Origin of the sequence: Ramlibacter sp. (assembly GCA_019635435.1) — a bacterium.
GTDB lineage: Bacteria > Pseudomonadota > Gammaproteobacteria > Burkholderiales > Burkholderiaceae_C > JAHBZM01.
Window position 1 is genome coordinate 3,624,690 of record JAHBZM010000001.1, and the last position, 17,646, is coordinate 3,642,335.

At 67.7% G+C, this 17,646-nt stretch carries 18 protein-coding genes and 1 tRNA gene; 11 read left to right on the forward strand and 8 right to left on the reverse strand.

Annotation, left to right across the window (positions count from 1 at the left end; translation table 11 throughout):
- Positions 1-6: 6 nt before the first annotated feature.
- Both KF796_17565 and KF796_17570 read right to left on the reverse strand, forming a co-directional pair.
- Entirely contained in the window at positions 7-765 is a 759-nt protein-coding gene (locus tag KF796_17565; GenBank protein MBX3588442.1) for a SapC family protein, read from the reverse strand.
- A gap of 15 nt (positions 766-780) precedes the next feature.
- Complete coding sequence (locus KF796_17570; protein MBX3588443.1) at positions 781-2,091, reverse strand: HlyC/CorC family transporter; 1,311 nt, start codon at positions 2,089-2,091, stop codon at positions 781-783.
- A gap of 23 nt (positions 2,092-2,114) precedes the next feature.
- Between KF796_17570 and KF796_17575 the strand changes: the two genes are divergently transcribed.
- Positions 2,115-2,948: a symmetrical bis(5'-nucleosyl)-tetraphosphatase gene (locus tag KF796_17575; protein MBX3588444.1), complete on the forward strand. Its 834-nt coding sequence runs from the start codon at positions 2,115-2,117 to the stop codon at positions 2,946-2,948.
- Positions 2,949-3,053: 105 nt separating this feature from the next.
- Here KF796_17575 and KF796_17580 read toward each other — a convergent pair whose 3' ends face one another.
- On the reverse strand, positions 3,054-4,478 hold the full coding sequence (locus KF796_17580) for a DEAD/DEAH box helicase (GenBank protein MBX3588445.1): 1,425 nt from the start codon (positions 4,476-4,478) through the stop codon (positions 3,054-3,056).
- 154 nt (positions 4,479-4,632) lie between these two features.
- On the opposite strand from KF796_17580, the gene KF796_17585 reads away from it, so the two are divergent.
- Complete coding sequence (locus tag KF796_17585) at positions 4,633-5,781, forward strand: hypothetical protein (GenBank protein ID MBX3588446.1); 1,149 nt, start codon at positions 4,633-4,635, stop codon at positions 5,779-5,781.
- 29 nt (positions 5,782-5,810) lie between these two features.
- Here KF796_17585 and KF796_17590 read toward each other — a convergent pair whose 3' ends face one another.
- Positions 5,811-6,692 carry a neutral zinc metallopeptidase gene (locus tag KF796_17590; protein ID MBX3588447.1) on the reverse strand — a complete coding sequence of 294 codons (882 nt, stop codon included), beginning with the start codon at positions 6,690-6,692 and terminating at the stop codon, positions 5,811-5,813.
- Positions 6,693-6,720: 28 nt separating this feature from the next.
- On the opposite strand from KF796_17590, the gene pcp reads away from it, so the two are divergent.
- Entirely contained in the window at positions 6,721-7,392 is a 672-nt protein-coding gene (pcp, locus tag KF796_17595; protein MBX3588448.1) for a pyroglutamyl-peptidase I, read from the forward strand.
- A gap of 15 nt (positions 7,393-7,407) precedes the next feature.
- On the opposite strand, the gene KF796_17600 is transcribed toward pcp, so the two are convergent.
- Entirely contained in the window at positions 7,408-8,079 is a 672-nt protein-coding gene (locus KF796_17600) for a glutathione S-transferase (protein MBX3588449.1), read from the reverse strand.
- Positions 8,080-8,172: 93 nt separating this feature from the next.
- On the opposite strand from KF796_17600, the gene KF796_17605 reads away from it, so the two are divergent.
- The 6 genes from KF796_17605 to KF796_17630 all read left to right on the forward strand — a co-directional run bounded on the left by KF796_17605 (position 8,173) and on the right by KF796_17630 (position 13,260).
- Positions 8,173-9,024, forward strand: a complete 852-nt coding sequence (locus KF796_17605) for a PHP domain-containing protein (protein ID MBX3588450.1) — start codon at positions 8,173-8,175, stop codon at positions 9,022-9,024.
- Positions 9,021-9,920 (forward strand): DMT family transporter, encoded by a 900-nt coding sequence (locus KF796_17610; GenBank protein MBX3588451.1) that lies wholly within the window; start codon positions 9,021-9,023, stop codon positions 9,918-9,920. The genes KF796_17605 and KF796_17610 overlap by 4 nt, the downstream gene beginning before the upstream one ends.
- A 9-nt stretch (positions 9,921-9,929) precedes the next feature.
- Positions 9,930-10,559: a threonylcarbamoyl-AMP synthase gene (locus KF796_17615; GenBank protein MBX3588452.1), complete on the forward strand. Its 630-nt coding sequence runs from the start codon at positions 9,930-9,932 to the stop codon at positions 10,557-10,559.
- Positions 10,560-10,597: 38 nt separating this feature from the next.
- Positions 10,598-11,266: a site-2 protease family protein gene (locus KF796_17620; GenBank protein ID MBX3588453.1), complete on the forward strand. Its 669-nt coding sequence runs from the start codon at positions 10,598-10,600 to the stop codon at positions 11,264-11,266.
- A gap of 16 nt (positions 11,267-11,282) precedes the next feature.
- Complete coding sequence (locus tag KF796_17625) at positions 11,283-12,575, forward strand: tryptophan--tRNA ligase (protein ID MBX3588454.1); 1,293 nt, start codon at positions 11,283-11,285, stop codon at positions 12,573-12,575.
- Positions 12,576-12,666: 91 nt separating this feature from the next.
- Positions 12,667-13,260, forward strand: coding sequence for a response regulator transcription factor (locus KF796_17630; GenBank protein MBX3588455.1), 594 nt, complete (start codon positions 12,667-12,669; stop codon positions 13,258-13,260).
- On the opposite strand, the gene KF796_17635 is transcribed toward KF796_17630, so the two are convergent.
- Complete coding sequence (locus KF796_17635) at positions 13,227-14,648, reverse strand: HAMP domain-containing histidine kinase (GenBank protein MBX3588456.1); 1,422 nt, start codon at positions 14,646-14,648, stop codon at positions 13,227-13,229. The genes KF796_17630 and KF796_17635 overlap by 34 nt on opposite strands.
- Before the next feature lie 65 nt (positions 14,649-14,713).
- Here KF796_17635 and KF796_17640 point away from each other — a divergent pair, with 65 nt between their 5' ends.
- A complete protein-coding gene (locus tag KF796_17640) occupies positions 14,714-15,646 on the forward strand; it encodes a transglutaminase family protein (GenBank protein MBX3588457.1) in 933 nt (310 codons plus the stop codon).
- 45 nt (positions 15,647-15,691) lie between these two features.
- Here the strand turns inward: KF796_17640 and KF796_17645 are convergent.
- Both KF796_17645 and serS read right to left on the reverse strand, forming a co-directional pair.
- A tRNA-Ser gene (locus KF796_17645) sits at positions 15,692-15,782 on the reverse strand.
- Between the two features lie 39 nt (positions 15,783-15,821).
- A complete protein-coding gene (gene serS / locus KF796_17650; GenBank protein ID MBX3588458.1) occupies positions 15,822-17,132 on the reverse strand; it encodes a serine--tRNA ligase in 1,311 nt (436 codons plus the stop codon).
- A 94-nt stretch (positions 17,133-17,226) separates the two neighbouring features.
- Here serS and KF796_17655 point away from each other — a divergent pair, with 94 nt between their 5' ends.
- Positions 17,227-17,643 (forward strand): VOC family protein, encoded by a 417-nt coding sequence (locus KF796_17655; protein MBX3588459.1) that lies wholly within the window; start codon positions 17,227-17,229, stop codon positions 17,641-17,643.
- Positions 17,644-17,646 lie beyond the last annotated feature (3 nt).

Consider the following 17,646-nt stretch of genomic DNA (forward strand, 5'->3'; position numbering starts at 1 on the left):
GCCCGCTCAGCCCGCCCCGCCCGGTTTGGGCGGTGGCGCCATCTGCGCCTTGCGCGCGGCCACGCGGTCCACCAGGCGCTGCATGTTCGACAAACTGCTCAGGTGCATGGAGATCCAGTGCAGCTCGCCGCTGCGAAACAGCGACAGTGCCCGCGCGTCCGGCAGGGCCAGCAGCTTCTTCTCATCCACCACCATGAGGCCATTGACGGTGAAGCTGCGGCCATCGATCAGGTCGGCCTTGGCGTTCATTTCCATCAGCAGGTCCATCTCGACCAGGCGCTGGCAGAAGGCGTCGGTGCGCTGGTATTCCTGCTGGTAGCGGTTGAGGAAGTCCAGCGCGTTCTGCAGGAACGGCGTGTTGCCGCCCGCGGCGTCGAACAGGGCCTCGCCCTTCGTGGTGCCCAGGCCGGGGTAGGCCTCGTCAATGCACACGCCAAACTGGCCGTCCGCCAGCTCCGACAGCACAAACGGGTAGCGCCGCACAAAGGCCGGGATGTAGGCCGCTGTCCAGCGCGCATCGTCATCCACATACAGGTTCTCGCGCGGGCGCAGGCCCAGCATGGCCACCGGCACCACCTTGCGGCCCGCCGCGCGCGTGAACACGATGGCGTATTCCTTGCCGGCCTCGCCAAACTCCACGCCCGCGAGGTACAGCGAATTGGCCTTGCGCGCGAACGCAAAACTGGTGCTCTGCGCGACCTTGCGGTGGCGGTGCGTGTCGCGGTGCAGCAGCACCGGCTTTTCGTAATAGACCGCGTCAGACATGCTGTGTTTCCTGTGTCATGAGAATCCGTCGGCGGGCGGCCCCCCCGGGGCCACGGGCATGGCCAGTACCTTGTCGATGCGCCGCCCGTCAAGGTCCACCACCTCAAAAATCCAGCCCGCGCATTCAATCCGCTCGCCCGTGGCGGGCAGGTGGCCCGACACGGCCATGAGCAGGCCGGCCACGGTGTTGTACAGCCCGCGGTCCTCATCGGGCAGCTCGCGGATGTCAAGCCGGGCCCGCAGCTCGGCCACGGGCATGAGGCCGTCCAGCAGCCAGGAGCCATCCTCGCGCTGGGTGGCCCAGGCCTCGGCCAGGGCATCGGGCTGCAGCTCGCCGGTGATGGCCTCGAGCAGGTCACCCGGCGTCATCAGGCCCTGCACCACGCCATATTCATCCACCACGAACACCATGCGGCCCGACTTGGCGCGGAACTGCTCCAGCAGCTCCAGCCCGCTCAGCGTCTCGGGCAGGAACAGCGCGGGCTGGGCATGGGCTTCCACCGTGCCCGGGTGGTCGGGCCCCAGCTGCAGCAGGATGGCCACGCTGACCACGCCCACCACGTCGTCCAGCGAGCCGCGGCACACCGGGTACCACGAGTGGGTGCCCCCCGTGCCCGCCTGGCGCAGGCCCTCGGCAATGCTCAGGCCGGCGGCCAGCCACTCGATGTCGGAGCGCGGCACCATCAGCGAGGTCAGCGGCCGGTCGTCCAGGTGGAACACGTTCTGCACCATCTGGCGCTCGTGGCGCTCGATCACGCCGGCGTCCACGCCCTCCTCCAGGCTGGCCACGATCTCCTCCTCGGTCATGAGGCGGCCCGCGGCATTGTCGATGCGCAGCAGCTTGAGCACGGTCTGCGTGCTGAACGACAGCAGCCAGACAAAGGGCTTGGCCACGCGCGCCACCCAGACCATGGGTCGCGCCACCAGGCGGGCCACCGTTTCGGGGTAAAGCTGGCCAATGCGCTTGGGCACCAGTTCGCCAAACACGATGGTGATGAAGGTGATGAGCGTGACCACCAGCGCGGTGGCGGTGATGGAAGCGGCCGTGTCCGGCATGCCCAGGGTCATCAGTTCCACGGCCAGGTCGGCGCTGAACGCGGCCTCGCCAATGATGCCGTTGAGCATGCCGATGGAGGTGATGCCCACCTGCACCGACGAGAGGAACTGCGTGGGGTTGTCCAGCAGCGCCAGCGAGGCCTGCGCGCCCTTGTCGCCGTCTTCCGCCATGGCGTTGAGCCGGGCCTTGCGGCTGGACGCCAGCGCCAGTTCCGACATGGCGAACACGCCGTTGAGAAGGGTCAGGAACGCGATCAGCAGAAAATCCATGAATTGCAAACGAAGAGACAACCATGGCAATTTACCTGATCGGCGATGTGCAGGGCTGCGACGCGGCGCTGGGGCGGCTGCTGGGCACCCTTGATTTCTCGCCGAGCCGCGACACGCTGTACCTGCTGGGCGACCTCGTGAACCGCGGGCCAGCCTCGGCCGATGTGCTGCGCCGCCTGATGGCGCTGGGCCCGTCGGCCCACTGCCTGCTGGGCAACCACGACCTGAGCCTGCTGGCCGTGGCCCACGGCGCCCGCGCCCCGCACCGCAACGACACCATGGACAGCGTGCTGCTCGCAACCGACCGCGAAGCGCTGATCGACTGGCTGCGGCAGCGGCCCATGGCGCTGCACGCCCATGGCGTGCTCATGGTTCACGGGGGCGTGTTGCCCGGCTGGACGCTCGCGCAAACGCTGGCGCTGGCGGCTGAGCTGGAGGCCGTGCTGCGCGGGCCCGACCTGCCCGACTTTTTGCGCGAGATGTATGGTAACCAGCCCGCGCAGTGGGACGACGGCCTCACGGGCGCGGACCGGCTGCGCGTGGTCGTCAACGCGCTCACCCGGCTGCGCTTTTGCACCCCGCAGGGCGTGATGGACCTCAAGACCAGCGGTGGGCTGGAGGCCACGCCGCCGGGTTATCTGCCGTGGTTTGACGTGCCGGGGCGGCGGACCGCGGGCACCCCCATTGCATTCGGGCACTGGTCCACGCTGGGCCTGCTGTTGCGGCCTGACGTGATGTCGCTGGACACGGGTTGTGTCTGGGGCGGTTGCCTGAGCGCGCTGCGCCTGGGCGCGGACGCCGCGCAGCACGAACTGATCCAGGTGAAGTGTGAGCAGGCGCAGCGGCCTGGCGAGTGAACTGCTAGCCTTTTTGTAGCACGAAGTGCCCGCCCGGCATGGACTCCAGCCCTAACAGGCTTGAATTGAGCTTGAAATGGGCCTGAAACCGGGCCCGCCGGGCGGTCAGCCCGCCTTGAACAGGGCCGCGACCTTGCGCTTGGGCTTGATGTTGGCCGACACGCGGCCACCGGCCGGCTTGCCCGAACCTTCCCAGGCCGGGGCGGCGTCATTGGCCGGCGGCTGGTAGGGCTGGTCAAAGAACGGGTCACGCGGCGCGGCGGCGGGCCGCGACTCGCGGGGCACGCGCGGGGCACGCGGGGCGTCCAGCGCGTCGCGCGGGTCGCCCACTTCGCCTTCGTCGCGCCAGTGGCGGCGGCCATCGTTAATGCGTCCGCGCGGGCGGTCTTCTTCAAATTCCACGGCCTCGAGCTCGAGCTTCTTCTTGAGCAGCTTTTCGAGATCGGCCACCAGCCGGCCATCGCTGCCGGAAACAAAGGTCACGGCCAGGCCCGAGGCACCGGCACGGCCGGTGCGGCCAATGCGGTGGACGTAGTCCTCGGCATTGAAGGGCACGTCGAAATTGAACACCGCCGGCACGTCCTTGATGTCCAGGCCGCGCGCGGCCACATCGGTGGCCACCAGCAGGTCGACCTCGCCGGCCTTGAACGCGGCCAGCGCCTTGAGGCGCTCGTCCTGGCTCTTGTCGCCGTGCAGCGCGGTGGTCTTGAGGCCTTCACGCTCGAGCGAGCGCGCCAGGCGGGCACAACCGAGCTTGCTGTTGACGAAGACAAAGGCCTGCGTGAGGCCGCGCTGGCGCACGATCTGCTTGAGGGCGCGGCGCTTGTCATCGTCGCCCACGCTGTAGAAATGCTGCTCGACGGTGGAGGCGGTTTCGTTGGGCCGCGCCACCTCGATGGTCACGGGGTCCTTGAGGTAGCTGTTGGCCAGCCGCTTGATCTCGGGCGAGAAGGTGGCCGAGAACAGCAGCGTGGTGCGTTCCTTGGGCAGGTAGCTCAGGATGCGCTGCAGGTCCGGCAGGAAGCCGATGTCCAGCATGCGGTCGGCCTCGTCGAGCACCACATACTCCACCTGGTTGAGCACGGCGTTCTTGGCCTCGATGTGGTCCAGCAGGCGGCCTGGCGTGGCCACCAGCACCTCAACGCCTTTTTTCAGTTCCAGCGTCTGCGGCTTCATGTCCATGCCGCCGAACACCACCGCGCTGCGCAGGTTGGTGTGCTTGGCGTACATCTTGACCTGCTGCGCCACCTGGTCGGCCAGCTCGCGCGTGGGCAGCAGCACCAGCGCACGCACCGGGTGGCGCGCGGGCGAGGTGGAGCTGTTCTCGTGCTTGAGCAGGCGCTGCAGCAGCGGCAGCGAAAATGCCGCCGTCTTTCCGGTGCCCGTCTGGGCCGCGCCCATCACATCCTGGCCGGTCAGCACCACGGGAATGGCCTGGGCCTGTATCGGGGTCATGGACTCGTAGCCCATGTCGGCCACGGCGCGCGCCAGCGGCTCGGCCAGCGAAAGATTGGAAAAGGAAGAGGTCATCAAGCCTTCCATTGTCGCACGCTGGCTTGACCCGCGCATGAAGGGCCCGTCATGCGCCATGGTGCGCCATGATGGCGCATCGAATCGATTCGTAAAATGTAATAATAAGTCGCTATATCGACAAGCCCTATCCGGCCCGCAAAGGAGGATATCCATGAGTTCAACCATGCCGCCGCGCACCACGGTGTTCAGGAACAGCGTCGCCGGGTTCGAGTCCGTTTTCCAGCAGTCGCTGGGGGACGCCATGGCCGGCGGCCGGTGGCAGGAGCTGGTGGCCGGCATGGGCGCCGACATGGCTGAATCGGTCCGCCAGACATTGGCCGGACTGACCGAACTCACGCGCTCGCGGCGGCTGGGCTCGCATGAGGCGCGCTGGCTGCAGGAGCCGCTGCAGCGCCTGTACCAGGCCGGCATTTCGGCCCAGCGCCTGTCGCGCCTGGCCGACCAGGCCAGCACCCGCACGGGCGAGGCCGTCGCCCTTGATGAAGTCGTGGCCGACGCGGTCTCGCACCACCAGCAGCGCTCACCGCGCCACCGCATCGTGGCCGACCTGGCCCGGGTGGATGTGCTGGCCGAGCCCGAGTCGCTGGCCAGCGCCATGGATTCGCTGCTGAGCTGGAGCCTCAACCTGGGCCAGGACATCAACGTCAAGCTCACGCGTGAAACCGGCCGCCCGCGCGGCGAAGTCTGGGTCCGCATCACCGAGCTCAACCACAACGCCGACCAGGACCGTCACCTGAATTCGGTGGACTGGTACGTGCTCTGGCAGCTGGCGCGCCTGAAGGGCGTGCGGGTCAAGCGCAAGATCGAGGCGGACCGCATCCGCGTGGTGGTTCAGTTCGACCGCGTGATGAGCCAGCACTCGGGCCTTGCGGTGCTGGAGGTCGAGTCCGGCCGCGAGTCCGGGGCACCGCTGTTTGACCCCGACCAGACCGAGGTGTGGTGCGTCATGCCGCGCGGCAACCTCGCCACCCTGGCCTACGACACGCTGCGTCCGCATGTGAAGCGCCTGCGCACACTGGGCGACTTGCGGGCACTGGCCGACACCACCGCCGTGCCCGACTGCCTGGTGTCGGTCCCCGAGTTCCTGGACACCGAGGCCTTCCGCTACTGGCGCCGCTCCGCCCATGAAGTGCGCGGACGCGGCCTGGCCGTGATTGAAATTTCACCCATTGCCAATGTGTTCGACGTGGGCGGCTTTGGCTCGCGCAGCGTGGGCCGGGTCAGCTCGAACAGCCTGCGCGACAAGCTGCTCGCGGCCATCGTGTTCGAGCTCAGCCACCTCGCCAACGCCACCGACTGAGGGCGCCGGCGGCCCGGCTGCTCAGGCGCTCAGAGGCTGCGCGCCGAGAAGGTGTCGCAGGCCTTGACGGCCCCGGTCCGCAGCCCGGTCGAGAACCAGCGCTGGCGCTGCGCGCTGGTGCCGTGGGTAAAGCTCTCGGGCACCACGGCCCCGCCGCTGCCGCGCTGCAGGGCGTCGTCACCAATCTTCGCGGCGGCATTCATGGCTTCTTCCACATCGCCCTGCTCCAGGATCTGCCGCGCGTTCTGTGCATGGTGGGCCCAGACGCCGGCCAGACAGTCGGCCTGCAGCTCCAGCCGCACGCTCAGCGCGTTGTATTCGACCTGGCTGAGCCGGCCGCGCATCTCGTCCATCTTGCGGCTGATGCCCATGAGGTTCTGCACATGGTGGCCCACTTCATGCGCGATCACATAGGCCTGGGCAAAGTCGCCCGGCGCGCCAAGGCGGTTTTTGAGCGTTTCATAGAAGCCCAGGTCGATGTAGACCTTCTGGTCACCCGGGCAGTAGAACGGGCCCATGGCCGCGTGGCCCTGGCCGCAGGCCGTGCGAGTGGCGCCGCGGAACAGCACCAGCCGCGGCTCGCGGTAGGTCGCGCCCGACTGGCTGAACTGCTGCTTCCACACGTCTTCGGTGTCGGCCAGCACGGTGGAAACAAATTTGGCCAGGCGGTCGTCGGCCGGCGGGCGCTGGGCCGGCGCCTGCTGCACCTGGGCCGTGGGCGCGCCGCCGCCGCTGAGCAGGTTCAGGAGGGTCAGCGGGTTGATGCCAAAGATCCAGCCCCCCACCAGCGCGATCACGATGGTGCCAACGCCGATGCTGCGGCCGCCAAACAACCCACCGCCCCCGGAGCCGCCCGATTCGCCCCGGCGGTCTTCCACGTTGTCCGACTCACGGTTGCCTTCCCATTTCACGAGCGGTCTCCTGCGCTAAAGTCAGCCAATGGTAGCCGCCCCCCGCCCCGCCCGCACCCCGTTGCCCGTTGTGCTGGTCACGGGCTTTGACCCTTTCGGCGGCGATGCGCTCAACCCGAGCTGGCTCGTCGCGCAGGCATTGCATGGCCGGCGCATCGCGGGCCACCGCGTGGTGGGGGCACAGTTGCCCACCGTGTTCGGCCAGTCGCTTCAGGCGCTGGACGCGCTGCTGCGCGAGCACCGGCCGGTGCTGGTGGTGTGCCTGGGCCAGGCGGGCGGGCGCGCGGCGCTGTCGCTGGAGCGTGTGGCCATCAACGTCAATGACGCGCGCATCCCCGACAACGCCCAGGCCCAACCCGTGGACACGCCGGTGATCGAGGGCGGCCCCGCGGCGTATTTCACGCGGCTGCCGGTCAAGGCCATGTGGCAGGCGCTGCAGCGCGAGGGTGTGGCGGGCGAGGTCTCGCAAACCGCGGGTACCTTTGTCTGCAACCATGTCTTTTACGGCCTGATGCACGTGCTGGCCACGCGGCGCGGCCTGCGCAAGGTGCGCGGCGGTTTCATCCACGTGCCCTGGCTGCCCGGCCAGGGCACACCGGGCATGGCCCTGGACGACATGGTGCGCGGCCTGGCCATCGCCCTGCGGGCGGCGCTGCTCACCCCGGTGGACATTGCCAGGGGCGCCGGCGCGCTGCACTAAGCCTGGCGCGGCGGCTCAGCCCATGATGCTGAAGGCCCCGCCCTTTTCCACTGCGCGCTGGTAGGCCGGGCGGGCGTGGATGCGCGCCAGGAAGTCCATGAGACGCGGCCGGCTCGCGTCAAGCCCGCCGCGCGCGGCGGCCGCCTCGAGCGGAAAGCTCATCTGGATGTCGGCTCCAGTGAATTCGGCGCCGGCAAACCAGGGCGACTTGCCCAGCTCGGCCTCCAGATAGTCCAGGTGCTGCCGGATGTTGGGCAGGATGAAGCCGCTCTTGGCCTTGCCGGCGATGGCCCTGGCGATGGGCTTCGCGAAAAACGGCATCTTCGCCTTCTCGATCTGGTCAAACACCAGCTTGAGCAGCAGGGGCGGCATGGCCGAGCCTTCGGCGTAATGCATCCAGTAGCGGTAGCGCAGGCGCTCGGGCGTGCCCAGCAGCGGCGCCAGCCGGCCCGCCCCATGCCCGTCGATCAGGTATTCCAGGATGGCGCCCGACTCGGCCAGCGTGAAATCGCCGTCGGTGATCACGGGGGATTTGCCCAGCGGATGGACCTGGCGCAGCTCGGGCGGCGCGAGCATGGTCTTGCGGTCCCGCTCATAGCGCTTGATCTCATAGGCAAGACCCAGCTCCTCGAGCAACCAGAGCACGCGCTGCGAACGGGAGTTGTTGAGGTGATGAACGACGATCATGGATGGAACCTTTCGATTGACTGGCGTCCATCCTAAGCCACCGCCATGTCCCTGCTGACACCTTGCAAGGCCCATCGCGCCTAAAATCAGTCCGTGTCCATTCTCAACGCCGACCTGCACTGCCACTCCGTCGTCTCCGACGGCACCCTCGTGCCCGAAGAGCTGGCCGCGCGCGCGGCGGCCAATGGCGTCGAACTGTGGGCCCTGACCGACCATGACGAGATTGGCGGGCAGCACCGGGCGGCAGCCGCGGCCCGTGCGCAGGGCATGAAGTACCTCACGGGCACCGAAATCTCGGTGACCTTCGCCGGCGAAACCGTTCACATCGTGGGGTTGGGTTTTGACCCCGACAACGCAGCCATGCGGCAAGGCCTGACCGCCACGCGCGGCGGACGCGAGGGCCGGGCCCGCGAGATGGCGCAGCAGCTGGCCCAGGCCGGCATCCCCGGCGCCTACGAAGGCGCCCTGAAATTCGTGGGCAACCCCGAGCTCATCTCCCGCACCCATTTCGCGCGCTTCCTGGTGGAAACAGGTGTCTGCAAGGAAACCGCCGAGGTGTTCCGCAAATACCTGACCGAAGGCAAGCCCGGCTATGTGCCGCACCGCTGGGCCTCGCTGCAGCACGCGGTGCAGTGGATCACGCAGGCCGGCGGCGCGGCCGTGATTGCCCACCCCGCGCGCTACAAGTTCACCGCCAACGAGGAATACGCGCTGTTCACCGAGTTCAAGGCCCACGGCGGCCAGGCGGTCGAGGTGGTGACCGGCAGCCACACCGCCGCCGAGGCCGTGCGCTACGCCGAGACGGCGCGCGAGTTCGGCCTCGCCGCCTCGCGCGGCAGCGACTTCCACAGCCCCGACGAAAGCCACACCGACCTCGGCAAGCTGCCCTACCTGCCTGGTGAACTCACCCCGGTCTGGGAATTGCTCGCGGACCGCATCCAGTGAGCGGCCCGCGTTCGCAGCGCGCGCTGGTCGGCATCGCGCTGGCAACCGCCGCGGTCGCCTGCTTTGCCACGCTGGACACCACCACCAAGTACGTGAGCCTGAGCGTTCCGGTGCTCATGGCGCTGTGGTTCCGCTACCTGTTCCAGGCCGTGGCCACCACGGTGGCCGTGCTGCCCCTGCGCGGGCTGTCGGTGCTGCGCACGGCCCACCCCCGCTACCAGTGCCTGCGCGGCGCGCTGCTGTTCACCACCAGCCTGTTCGCCTTCTTCAGCCTCAAGTACATGCCGGTGGGCGAGTTCACCGCCATCGTGATGATCACGCCGCTGGTCATCACCCTGCTGGCCGCCACCCAGCTCAAGGAGCATGTCTCGTCGCTGCGCTGGGTGCTGGTGGCGGGTGGTTTTGCCGGCACCATGATCATCATCCGCCCCGGTGGCGGCAGCTTCACCTGGACGCTGTTGCTGCCGCTGGGCCTGGTGGCGTCCAATGCCTGGTTCCAGGTGCTCACCAGCAAGCTCGCCAAGACCGAGGACTCCCTCACCATGCATTTCTACACCGGATGGGTGGGTACGCTGCTGGCCTCGGTGGCCTTGCCTTTTGTCTGGGCGTCGCTGGATTCGTGGACGCTCTGGGCCGGCCTGTGCCTCATGGGGTTCATGGGCACTGTGGGGCATTTCTTCCTGATCCTGGCCTACAAGAAAGCGCCCGCCGCCACGCTCACGCCCTACCTGTATGCGCAGATCGGCTTTGCGATGCTGGGCGGCTGGCTGGTGTTCGAGCATGTGCCCGACCGCACCTCGCTCGCGGGCATTGCGCTGGTCGCGGTGTGCGGTGCCGCGGGGGCCTGGCTGACCGTGCGGGAAAGCCGCATCGTGGTCGAACCCGTGGAATCATGACAATCCATCATGGCCCAGTATTTCGAAGTCCATCCTGAGAACCCGCAGACCCGCCTGCTCAAGCAGGCCGTGGGCCTGCTGGAACGCGGCGGCATCGTGGCCGTTCCCACCGACTCCAGCTACGCGCTGGTCTGCCACCTGGACGACAAGGCCGCGGCCGACCGGCTGCGCCAGATCCGCCAGGTGGACGACAAGCACCACCTCACGCTGCTGTGCCGCGACCTCGGTGAACTGGCCAACTACGCGCGGGTCGACAACAGGCAATACCGCCTGCTCAAGTCCGCCACGCCGGGCGCCTACACCTTCATCCTGGAGGCCACGCGCGAAGTGCCGCGCCGCCTGAGCCACCCGCAGCGCAAGACCATTGGCCTGCGCGTGCCCGACCACCGCGCGTTGCAGGAACTGCTGGCCCTGCACGGCGCGCCGCTGCTGGCCACCACGCTCATCCCGCCGGGCGAAACCGATCCGCTCAACGACGCCCATGACATCCGCGAGCGCTTTGAACACCAGATCGCCGGCGTCATCGACGCGGGCGCCTGCCCGTCCGAGCCCACCACCGTGATCGACATGCATGACGGCGACAGCGAACCCGTGGTGGTGCGCCAGGGCCGGGGCGACCTCGCCCGGCTCGGACTCTGAGACGGGTGGCCTGCGGGCCGTCTGAGACAATCCCCCCCGTGGACATAGCCAACCTGATTCAAACCATCGCGATCTACGCACTGCCCGTGCTGTTCGCCATCACCATCCATGAAGCCGCGCACGGCTATGCCGCGCGCCATTTCGGCGACAACACCGCCGCGATGATGGGCCGCATCACGCTCAATCCGGTCAAGCACATTGATCCGGTGGGCACGATCCTGATGCCGCTGATGCTGTACTTCGCCACCTCGGGGGCCTTCCTGTTTGGCTACGCCAAGCCGGTCCCGGTCAACTTCGGCCAGTTGCGCAACCCCAAGCGCGACATGATCTGGGTGGCCCTGGCCGGGCCCGCCTCCAACTTCGTCCAGGCCATTGCCTGGGCCGTCGTGTTCACGCTGCTGGCTGGCAGCGGTGTGCAGGAACGCTTCTTCCTTGAGATGGCGCGCGCCGGCGTGCTGGTCAATCTGGTGATGTGGGCCTTCAACCTGTTCCCGCTGCCGCCGCTGGACGGTGGCCGCATCCTGGTCGGGGTCCTGCCCTGGAAGCAGGCGCAGGCCGTGTCCCGGCTCGAACCCTGGGGCTTCTTCATCGTCATGGGCCTGGTGCTGCTGGGTGTGGTGGGAACCTACTGGTTGCGCCCGCTGATGGACCTGGGTTATGGCGCCATCGGCCTGCTGCTCACGCCGTTGACGGCCCTGTTCCGATAAACCACCGTTCGTCACCATGAGTTCCGCGTCTCCCGTCCGCTTCCTCACCGGCATCACCACCACCGGCACGCCCCACCTGGGCAATTTCGTTGGCGCCATCCGCCCCGCCGTGGCGGCCAGCAAGACGCCCGGCATCGAGAGCTACTACTTCCTGGCCGACTACCACGCGCTGATCAAGTGCGACGAGCCCGCGCGCATCCAGCGCTCCACGCTGGAAATCGCCGCCACCTGGCTGGCCGCCGGGCTGGACCCAGACAAGGTGTTTTTCTACCGCCAGTCCGACATCCCTGAAATCCCCGAGCTGACCTGGCTGCTGACCTGCGTGACCGGCAAGGGCGTGCTCAACCGCGCCCACGCCTACAAGGCCTCGGTGGACAAGAACACCGCGGCCGGCAACGACGCCGACGCCGACGTCACGGCCGGCCTGTTCATGTACCCGGTGCTGATGGCGGCCGACATCCTGATGTTCCGCTCGCACAAGATTCCCGTCGGCCGCGACCAGATCCAGCACATCGAGATGGCCCGCGACATGGCGGCCAGCTTCAACCACCTGTATGGCGAGCACCTGGTGCCGCCCGAAGCGGTGATTGATGAATCCGTGGCCACCTTGCCCGGCCTGGACGGCCGCAAGATGAGCAAGAGCTACGACAACACCATCCCGTTGTTTGTGCCGCGCGAGCAGATGCGCAAGCTCATCATGGGCATCGTGACCGACTCCCGCGCGCCCGGCGAGCCCAAGGACACCGAGGGCTCGGCCCTGTTCCAGCTCTACCAGGCGTTTGCCACGCCCCAGGAAACCGCCGCGTTGCGCCAGGCCTATGCCGATGGCATTGCCTGGGGAGACGCCAAGCAGCAGGTGTTCGAGCGCATTGACCGCGACATTGCGCCCATGCGCGACAAGTACCAGTCCATGGTGTCCAACCCGGCCGAGGTCGAGCGCATCCTGCTGGCCGGCGCCGACAAGGCCCGCGCGCTGTCGCGCCCCTTCATGGCCGAACTGCGCCAGGCCGTGGGCTTGCGCCACCTGGGCAGCCAGGCGGCCGCCGGCGCAGCGAGCAAGAACGCCAGGGCCGCCTTGCCGGTCTTCAAGCAGTACCGCGAGGCCGACGGCAAGTTCTATTTCAAGCTGGTGGACGCCGGTGGCGCGCTGATGCTGCAAAGCCCGGGCTTTGACAGCCCCCGCGAACCCGGCCAGCTGATTGCGCGGCTCAAGAGCCAGGACCCTGACGCGTTGCAGCAGGTCAGCGCCTGGTGGCAATCCGGCGAAGACCCGCTGACCGTGTTGAAGCAGTTCGCCGACGTCGCCTGAGCGGGTTTTGTTGGCATTCTGTATGCAGAAAACTGCATTAAGAGTTATCCTTCATCACTAAATTGTCTTCAGACCCAAATACTTTCCGCTTATGAGCCTCTTTGTCATCGACGACCATCCCCTGATGCGTGAAGCCGTGGTCATGCTGCTGCGGCGCCTGCGTGGCGGCGCCAATGTGGTGGAACTGGACCGCCTGGGTGGCGTCGAGGCAGCCGTGAAGGCCCATGGCGAACCCGAGCTGTTCTGCCTGGACCTGAAACTGCCCGACACCACGGGCACCTCGGGCATCCACGAGCTCAAGAGCCGCTACCCTTCCACGCCGCTGGCCGTGCTGTCAGCCTCGCCCGCGGCCGACGCCGAGGAGCAATGCATTGAAGCCGGCGCCGACATCTACATCGAGAAATCCTCTGGCGCGAGCGAGATCGGTGCTGCGTTGCGCGCGCTGCTCAACGCCGACGGGGGTTTCGAGGAACTCACGCCCGCTGACAACAAGCTGTCCAAGCGCCAGAAGCAGCTCATCGTGATGCTGGACCGCGGCCTGTCCAATCGCGAGATCGCCGACGAACTCGGCATCAGCGAGCACACGGTCAAGGTCCATCTGTGGCGGCTGTTCCGCCGCCTGGGCGTCAAGAGCCGCACCCAGACCATCCACTACGCGCGCACCCACGGCCTGCTGACCAGCTGAGCCGCAGCCGCCCGCTCCGCGGCCTGGCGCGGGTCGGTCGGGTCCAGGTCCAGCCGGAATACGGTGCCACGCCCGGGCCGCGAGGCCAGGTCCAGCGGGTGCCCCAGGATGCTGGACAGGCGCGCCACGATGTACAGCCCGAGCCCGAAGCCGTCCTGCGTGCCTTCGTGGGCCGGCACCTTGTAGAACTCCCGGAAAATCTCGCGCTGGTGCTCGGGCGCAATGCCGGTTCCGGTGTCCCAGACTTCAATGCGGCGGCCACGCCGCGTCACGCGCGATGCCACCAGGATGCCGCCACGTTCGGTGTACTTGATGGCGTTGGACACCAGGTTGCCCACCACGCGCTGCAGCAGGATCGGGTCCGACATCACGGAGCCCGGCACGCCGTGCAGGCGGAACTGCAGGCCCTTGGCCTCCGCGAGCGGCCGGTACTGGACCTCCAGGTCGTGCAGCACCTTGTCCAGGTCCACAGGCTCGATGGTCAGCTTGATCTTGCCCGAGTCCAGCCGCACCAGGTCAAACAGCGAGTCGAACAGCGCATTGACCGCCTTGGTGGACTCGACGATCTTGGGCGCGATCTCCTTGACCAGTTCGGGCTCACCGCTGAGCCAGTCGGCGTACAGGCCCAGCGCATGCACGGGCTGGCGCAGGTCGTGCGCGGCGCTGGCCAGGAAGCGGTTCTTGATCTCGACCGCGTCCAGCGCGGCGTGGGTCTGCCGCGTCAGCGACTCGATCAGCTGCATGTTGCGGTACTGCAGCTCGAAGTTCTTGCGGTGCGTGACGTGCAGCCGGCGCCCGGCCTGCAGCAGCAGCAGCCAGAACATCACCAGCATGGCCACCAGCCAGTAGTGGTAGGTCGGCCCCTGGAAGCGCAGGTCCACGCCAATGCGCCAGAGCATCACCGCCAGCGGCACCAGCGCCAGCACATTCAGGTAAGCCCGCATGGTGCGCAGGTGGAACGAGAAGCTGTTGATGGCGAACATGCCCAGCCCCGCGAGGATGAGCCAGCAGATGAACTGGTCCTGCAGCGGCGCGCGGTCGAAATGCAGCACCGGCGAGAGCCCCCAGGCCAGCGCGCTGAGCGGCCAGATCCAGCCGTAGCGCGCATAGAACCCGGCCTGTCCGGCGGCCCCGGTGTGCAGCACCTGCTGCCCGTACAGCCGGATGATCCACAGCCGCAGCGCGGCCACGCCAAAGGCCAGCGCGCCCCACAGGCCCAGCGCCAGCGCCGAGGCGTCAGACCACAACACGCCGGCGAACAGGAAGATGAGCAGCAGGCCGATCAGCCGTGTGCTGCGGGCGGTGCGCATCAGGCTGCGGATCAGTTCCCCGCTGACCCACTCGCTTTCGGCGGCGGTTGCAACGGTCGGCGGCAGTTCAGGCTTCATGGCACGAGTCTAGCCGCGCGCCGGCTCGCCCCCACGCCCTGGGCGCACGCGTGCTAGCATGACCGATGCAGCAAGCCCACTCCAGCCAGCAGGCCGCCCCGTTGCGGCTGCGGTACTCGGTCGATCTTCAGTACGACGTGCTGACCGACGGCACCGATTTCATCTTCAATGTGCAGGCCGCACGCACCCGCAACCAGGAGGTGCTGCAGGAGCATCTGGCGCTGAGCCAGCCGGTGCAGCCCCAGTCCCACACCGATCCCGTGACGCGGGCGCGCTACCTGCGGCTGCGCGCCCAGGCCGGCCCGCTGCGCCTGCAGTACGACGCGCAGGTTGACATCACCCACCACCGGGCCAGCCCCGCCAGCCTGGACGAGGTCTGGGTCTCCAACCTGCCGGGCCATGTGCTGCCCTACCTGTACCCGAGCCGGTATTGCGAGTCCGACCGCCTGCACCGCTTTGCGGTGGCGCAGTTCGGCGTGCTCTGGCAGGGCTACAGCCGGGTGCAGGCGATCTGCGACTGGGTGGGCCAGCATGTGGTTTTTCTTTCCAACAGCTCGGGCGGCACCACGACGGCCTGCGACACCCTGATGGACAAGCAGGGTGTGTGCCGCGACTTTGCCCACCTGATGATCGCGCTGTGCCGCGCGGTGAACATCCCCGCGCGCTTCACCACGGGCATCGACTACGGCGCCGACCCGGCCCTGGGCCCGCAGGACTTCCATGCCTATGTGGAGGCCTATGTCGGCCACCGCTGGTATCTGTTTGACCCCTCGGGCACCGCCATTCCCATGGGCTTCATCCGGCTGGCCACCGGCCGCGACGCGGCCGATGGCGCGTTTGCGTCCATCTTTGGCGGCGTGGGCATGCACCAGCCCGTGCTCGCTATCGAAGCCCTGCCCGGGCGCGACGGCCTGTGCCGGCAGCCCGAGCGCACGATGGAAGCGCTGTCCACCGACGACGGCCTGGCGCCCGCGATCGCGGCGGGCGCGGACCAATGAAAACGCCCGGCGGCCATCTCATCGATGGCCACCGGGCGTGGTCTGTGGCGGAGCAGGTGGGATTCGAACCCACGGTACGGCATAACCGTACACCGGATTTCGAGTCCGGCGCATTCGACCACTCTGCCACCGCTCCTGATTCGGTTTCGCGTGGTGCGAAGCCCGTTATTCTATCTCAAGGCACCAGGCTTTCCAGCCCGCCCAGGTAGGGCCGCAGCACCGCCGGCACGGTCACCGAGCCATCGGCATTCTGGCCATTCTCGAGCACCGCCACCAGCGTGCGGCCCACGGCCAGGCCCGAGCCATTGAGGGTGTGGACCAGCTCGTTCTTGCCCGCGGCATTCTTGAAGCGCGCCTGCAGGCGCCTGGCCTGGAAGGCCTCGCAGTTGGAGACCGAGCTGATCTCGCGGTAGGTGCCCTGCGCGGGCAGCCAGACTTCCAGGTCGAAGGTCTTGGCCGCGCCAAAGCCCATGTCACCCGTGCACAGGCTCATCACGCGGTAGGGCAGGCCCAGTTGCTGCAGCACGGCCTCGGCATGCCCGACCATCTCGTCCAGCGCCTCGTAGCTTTTGTCGGGGTGCGTGATCTGCACCATCTCCACCTTGTCGAACTGGTGCTGGCGGATCATGCCGCGCGTGTCGCGCCCGGCGCTGCCCGCCTCGGAGCGAAAGCACGGCGTGTGGGCGGTGAGCTTGATGGGCAGGTCGGACTCGGCCACGATCTCGTCGCGCACAAAGTTGGTCAGCGGCACCTCGCTGGTGGGGATCAGGTACAGCGCGGCGTTGTCGGGCGCGGCCTCGCAGTCCTGCCCGCCTTTCTTGGCGGCGAACAGGTCGCCCTCGAACTTGGGCAACTGGCCCGTGCCACGGAGGGTTTCGGCATTGACGATGTAGGGCACATAGCACTCGGTGTAGCCGTGCTGCTGGGTCTGCACGTCGAGCATGAACTGCGACAGCGCGCGGTGCAGCCGGGCCACCGGGCCCTTCATCACCGTGAAGCGCGAGCCCGCGAGCTTGACGCCGGTTTCAAAGTCCAGCCCCAGCGTTTCGCCAATGTCCACATGGTCGCGTACCGCAAAGTCAAAAGCCCGCGGCGTGCCCCAGCGCCGGACCTCGACATTGCCGTGCTCGTCGGCGCCCACGGGCACGCTGGCGTGCGGCAGATTGGGCACGGCCAGCAGCAAGGCCTGCAGCTCGGGCTGCAGCTGCTCCAGCCGCGCGGCCGAGCTGTCCAGCTCACCCTTGATCGCGTTCACCTGCGCCATGACCGCGTCGGCGGACTCGCCCTTGGCCTTGAGCTGGCCGATCTGCCTGGACAGCGCATTGCGGCTGGCCTGCAGTTCCTCGGTGCGGGTCTGGATCGTTTTGCGTTCGGCTTCGAGGGCCTTGAAGGCCTCGACGTCGAGAAAGGCCTGCGGCGTCTTGCGCGTCTCGAGCGCGGCCACGACCGAAGGCAGGTCTTTTCGTAACAGAGTGATATCAAGCATGCCGGAATTTTAGTGGGCGGGCGGACTCCCTCTGCCCACCCGGTCATTTAGGCGGTAGGATTTGCCAAAGCACGACCGGGAGTTTCTGATGCGGATCGAACCCTACCTGTTCTTCGACGGCAACTGCGAGACCGCGCTGGGCTTCTACGCCGAATGCCTGGGCGGCCACATCACCGCGCTGCACCGCTACGAGGGCTCGCCCATGGAAGAGCAGTTGCCCGCCGACTGGAAAAGCAAGGTCATGCACGCCACGCTCGAGGCCGGCGGCCACCGCTTCATGGCCAGCGACCGCATGCCGGGCCAGCCGTTCGCGGGGCATGCGGGCTTCTCGATGTCGGTCAACCTGCCCGGGGATGCCACCCGCGGCGAGGCCGTGTTCAAGGCCCTGGCCACGGGCGGGATGATCACCATGCCGTTTGCGCAGACCTTCTGGGGCGCGCATTTCGGCATGCTGGTGGACAAGTTCGGCGTGGGCTGGATGGTCAACTGCGAGTCCCAGCCCGAAGCCTGATGG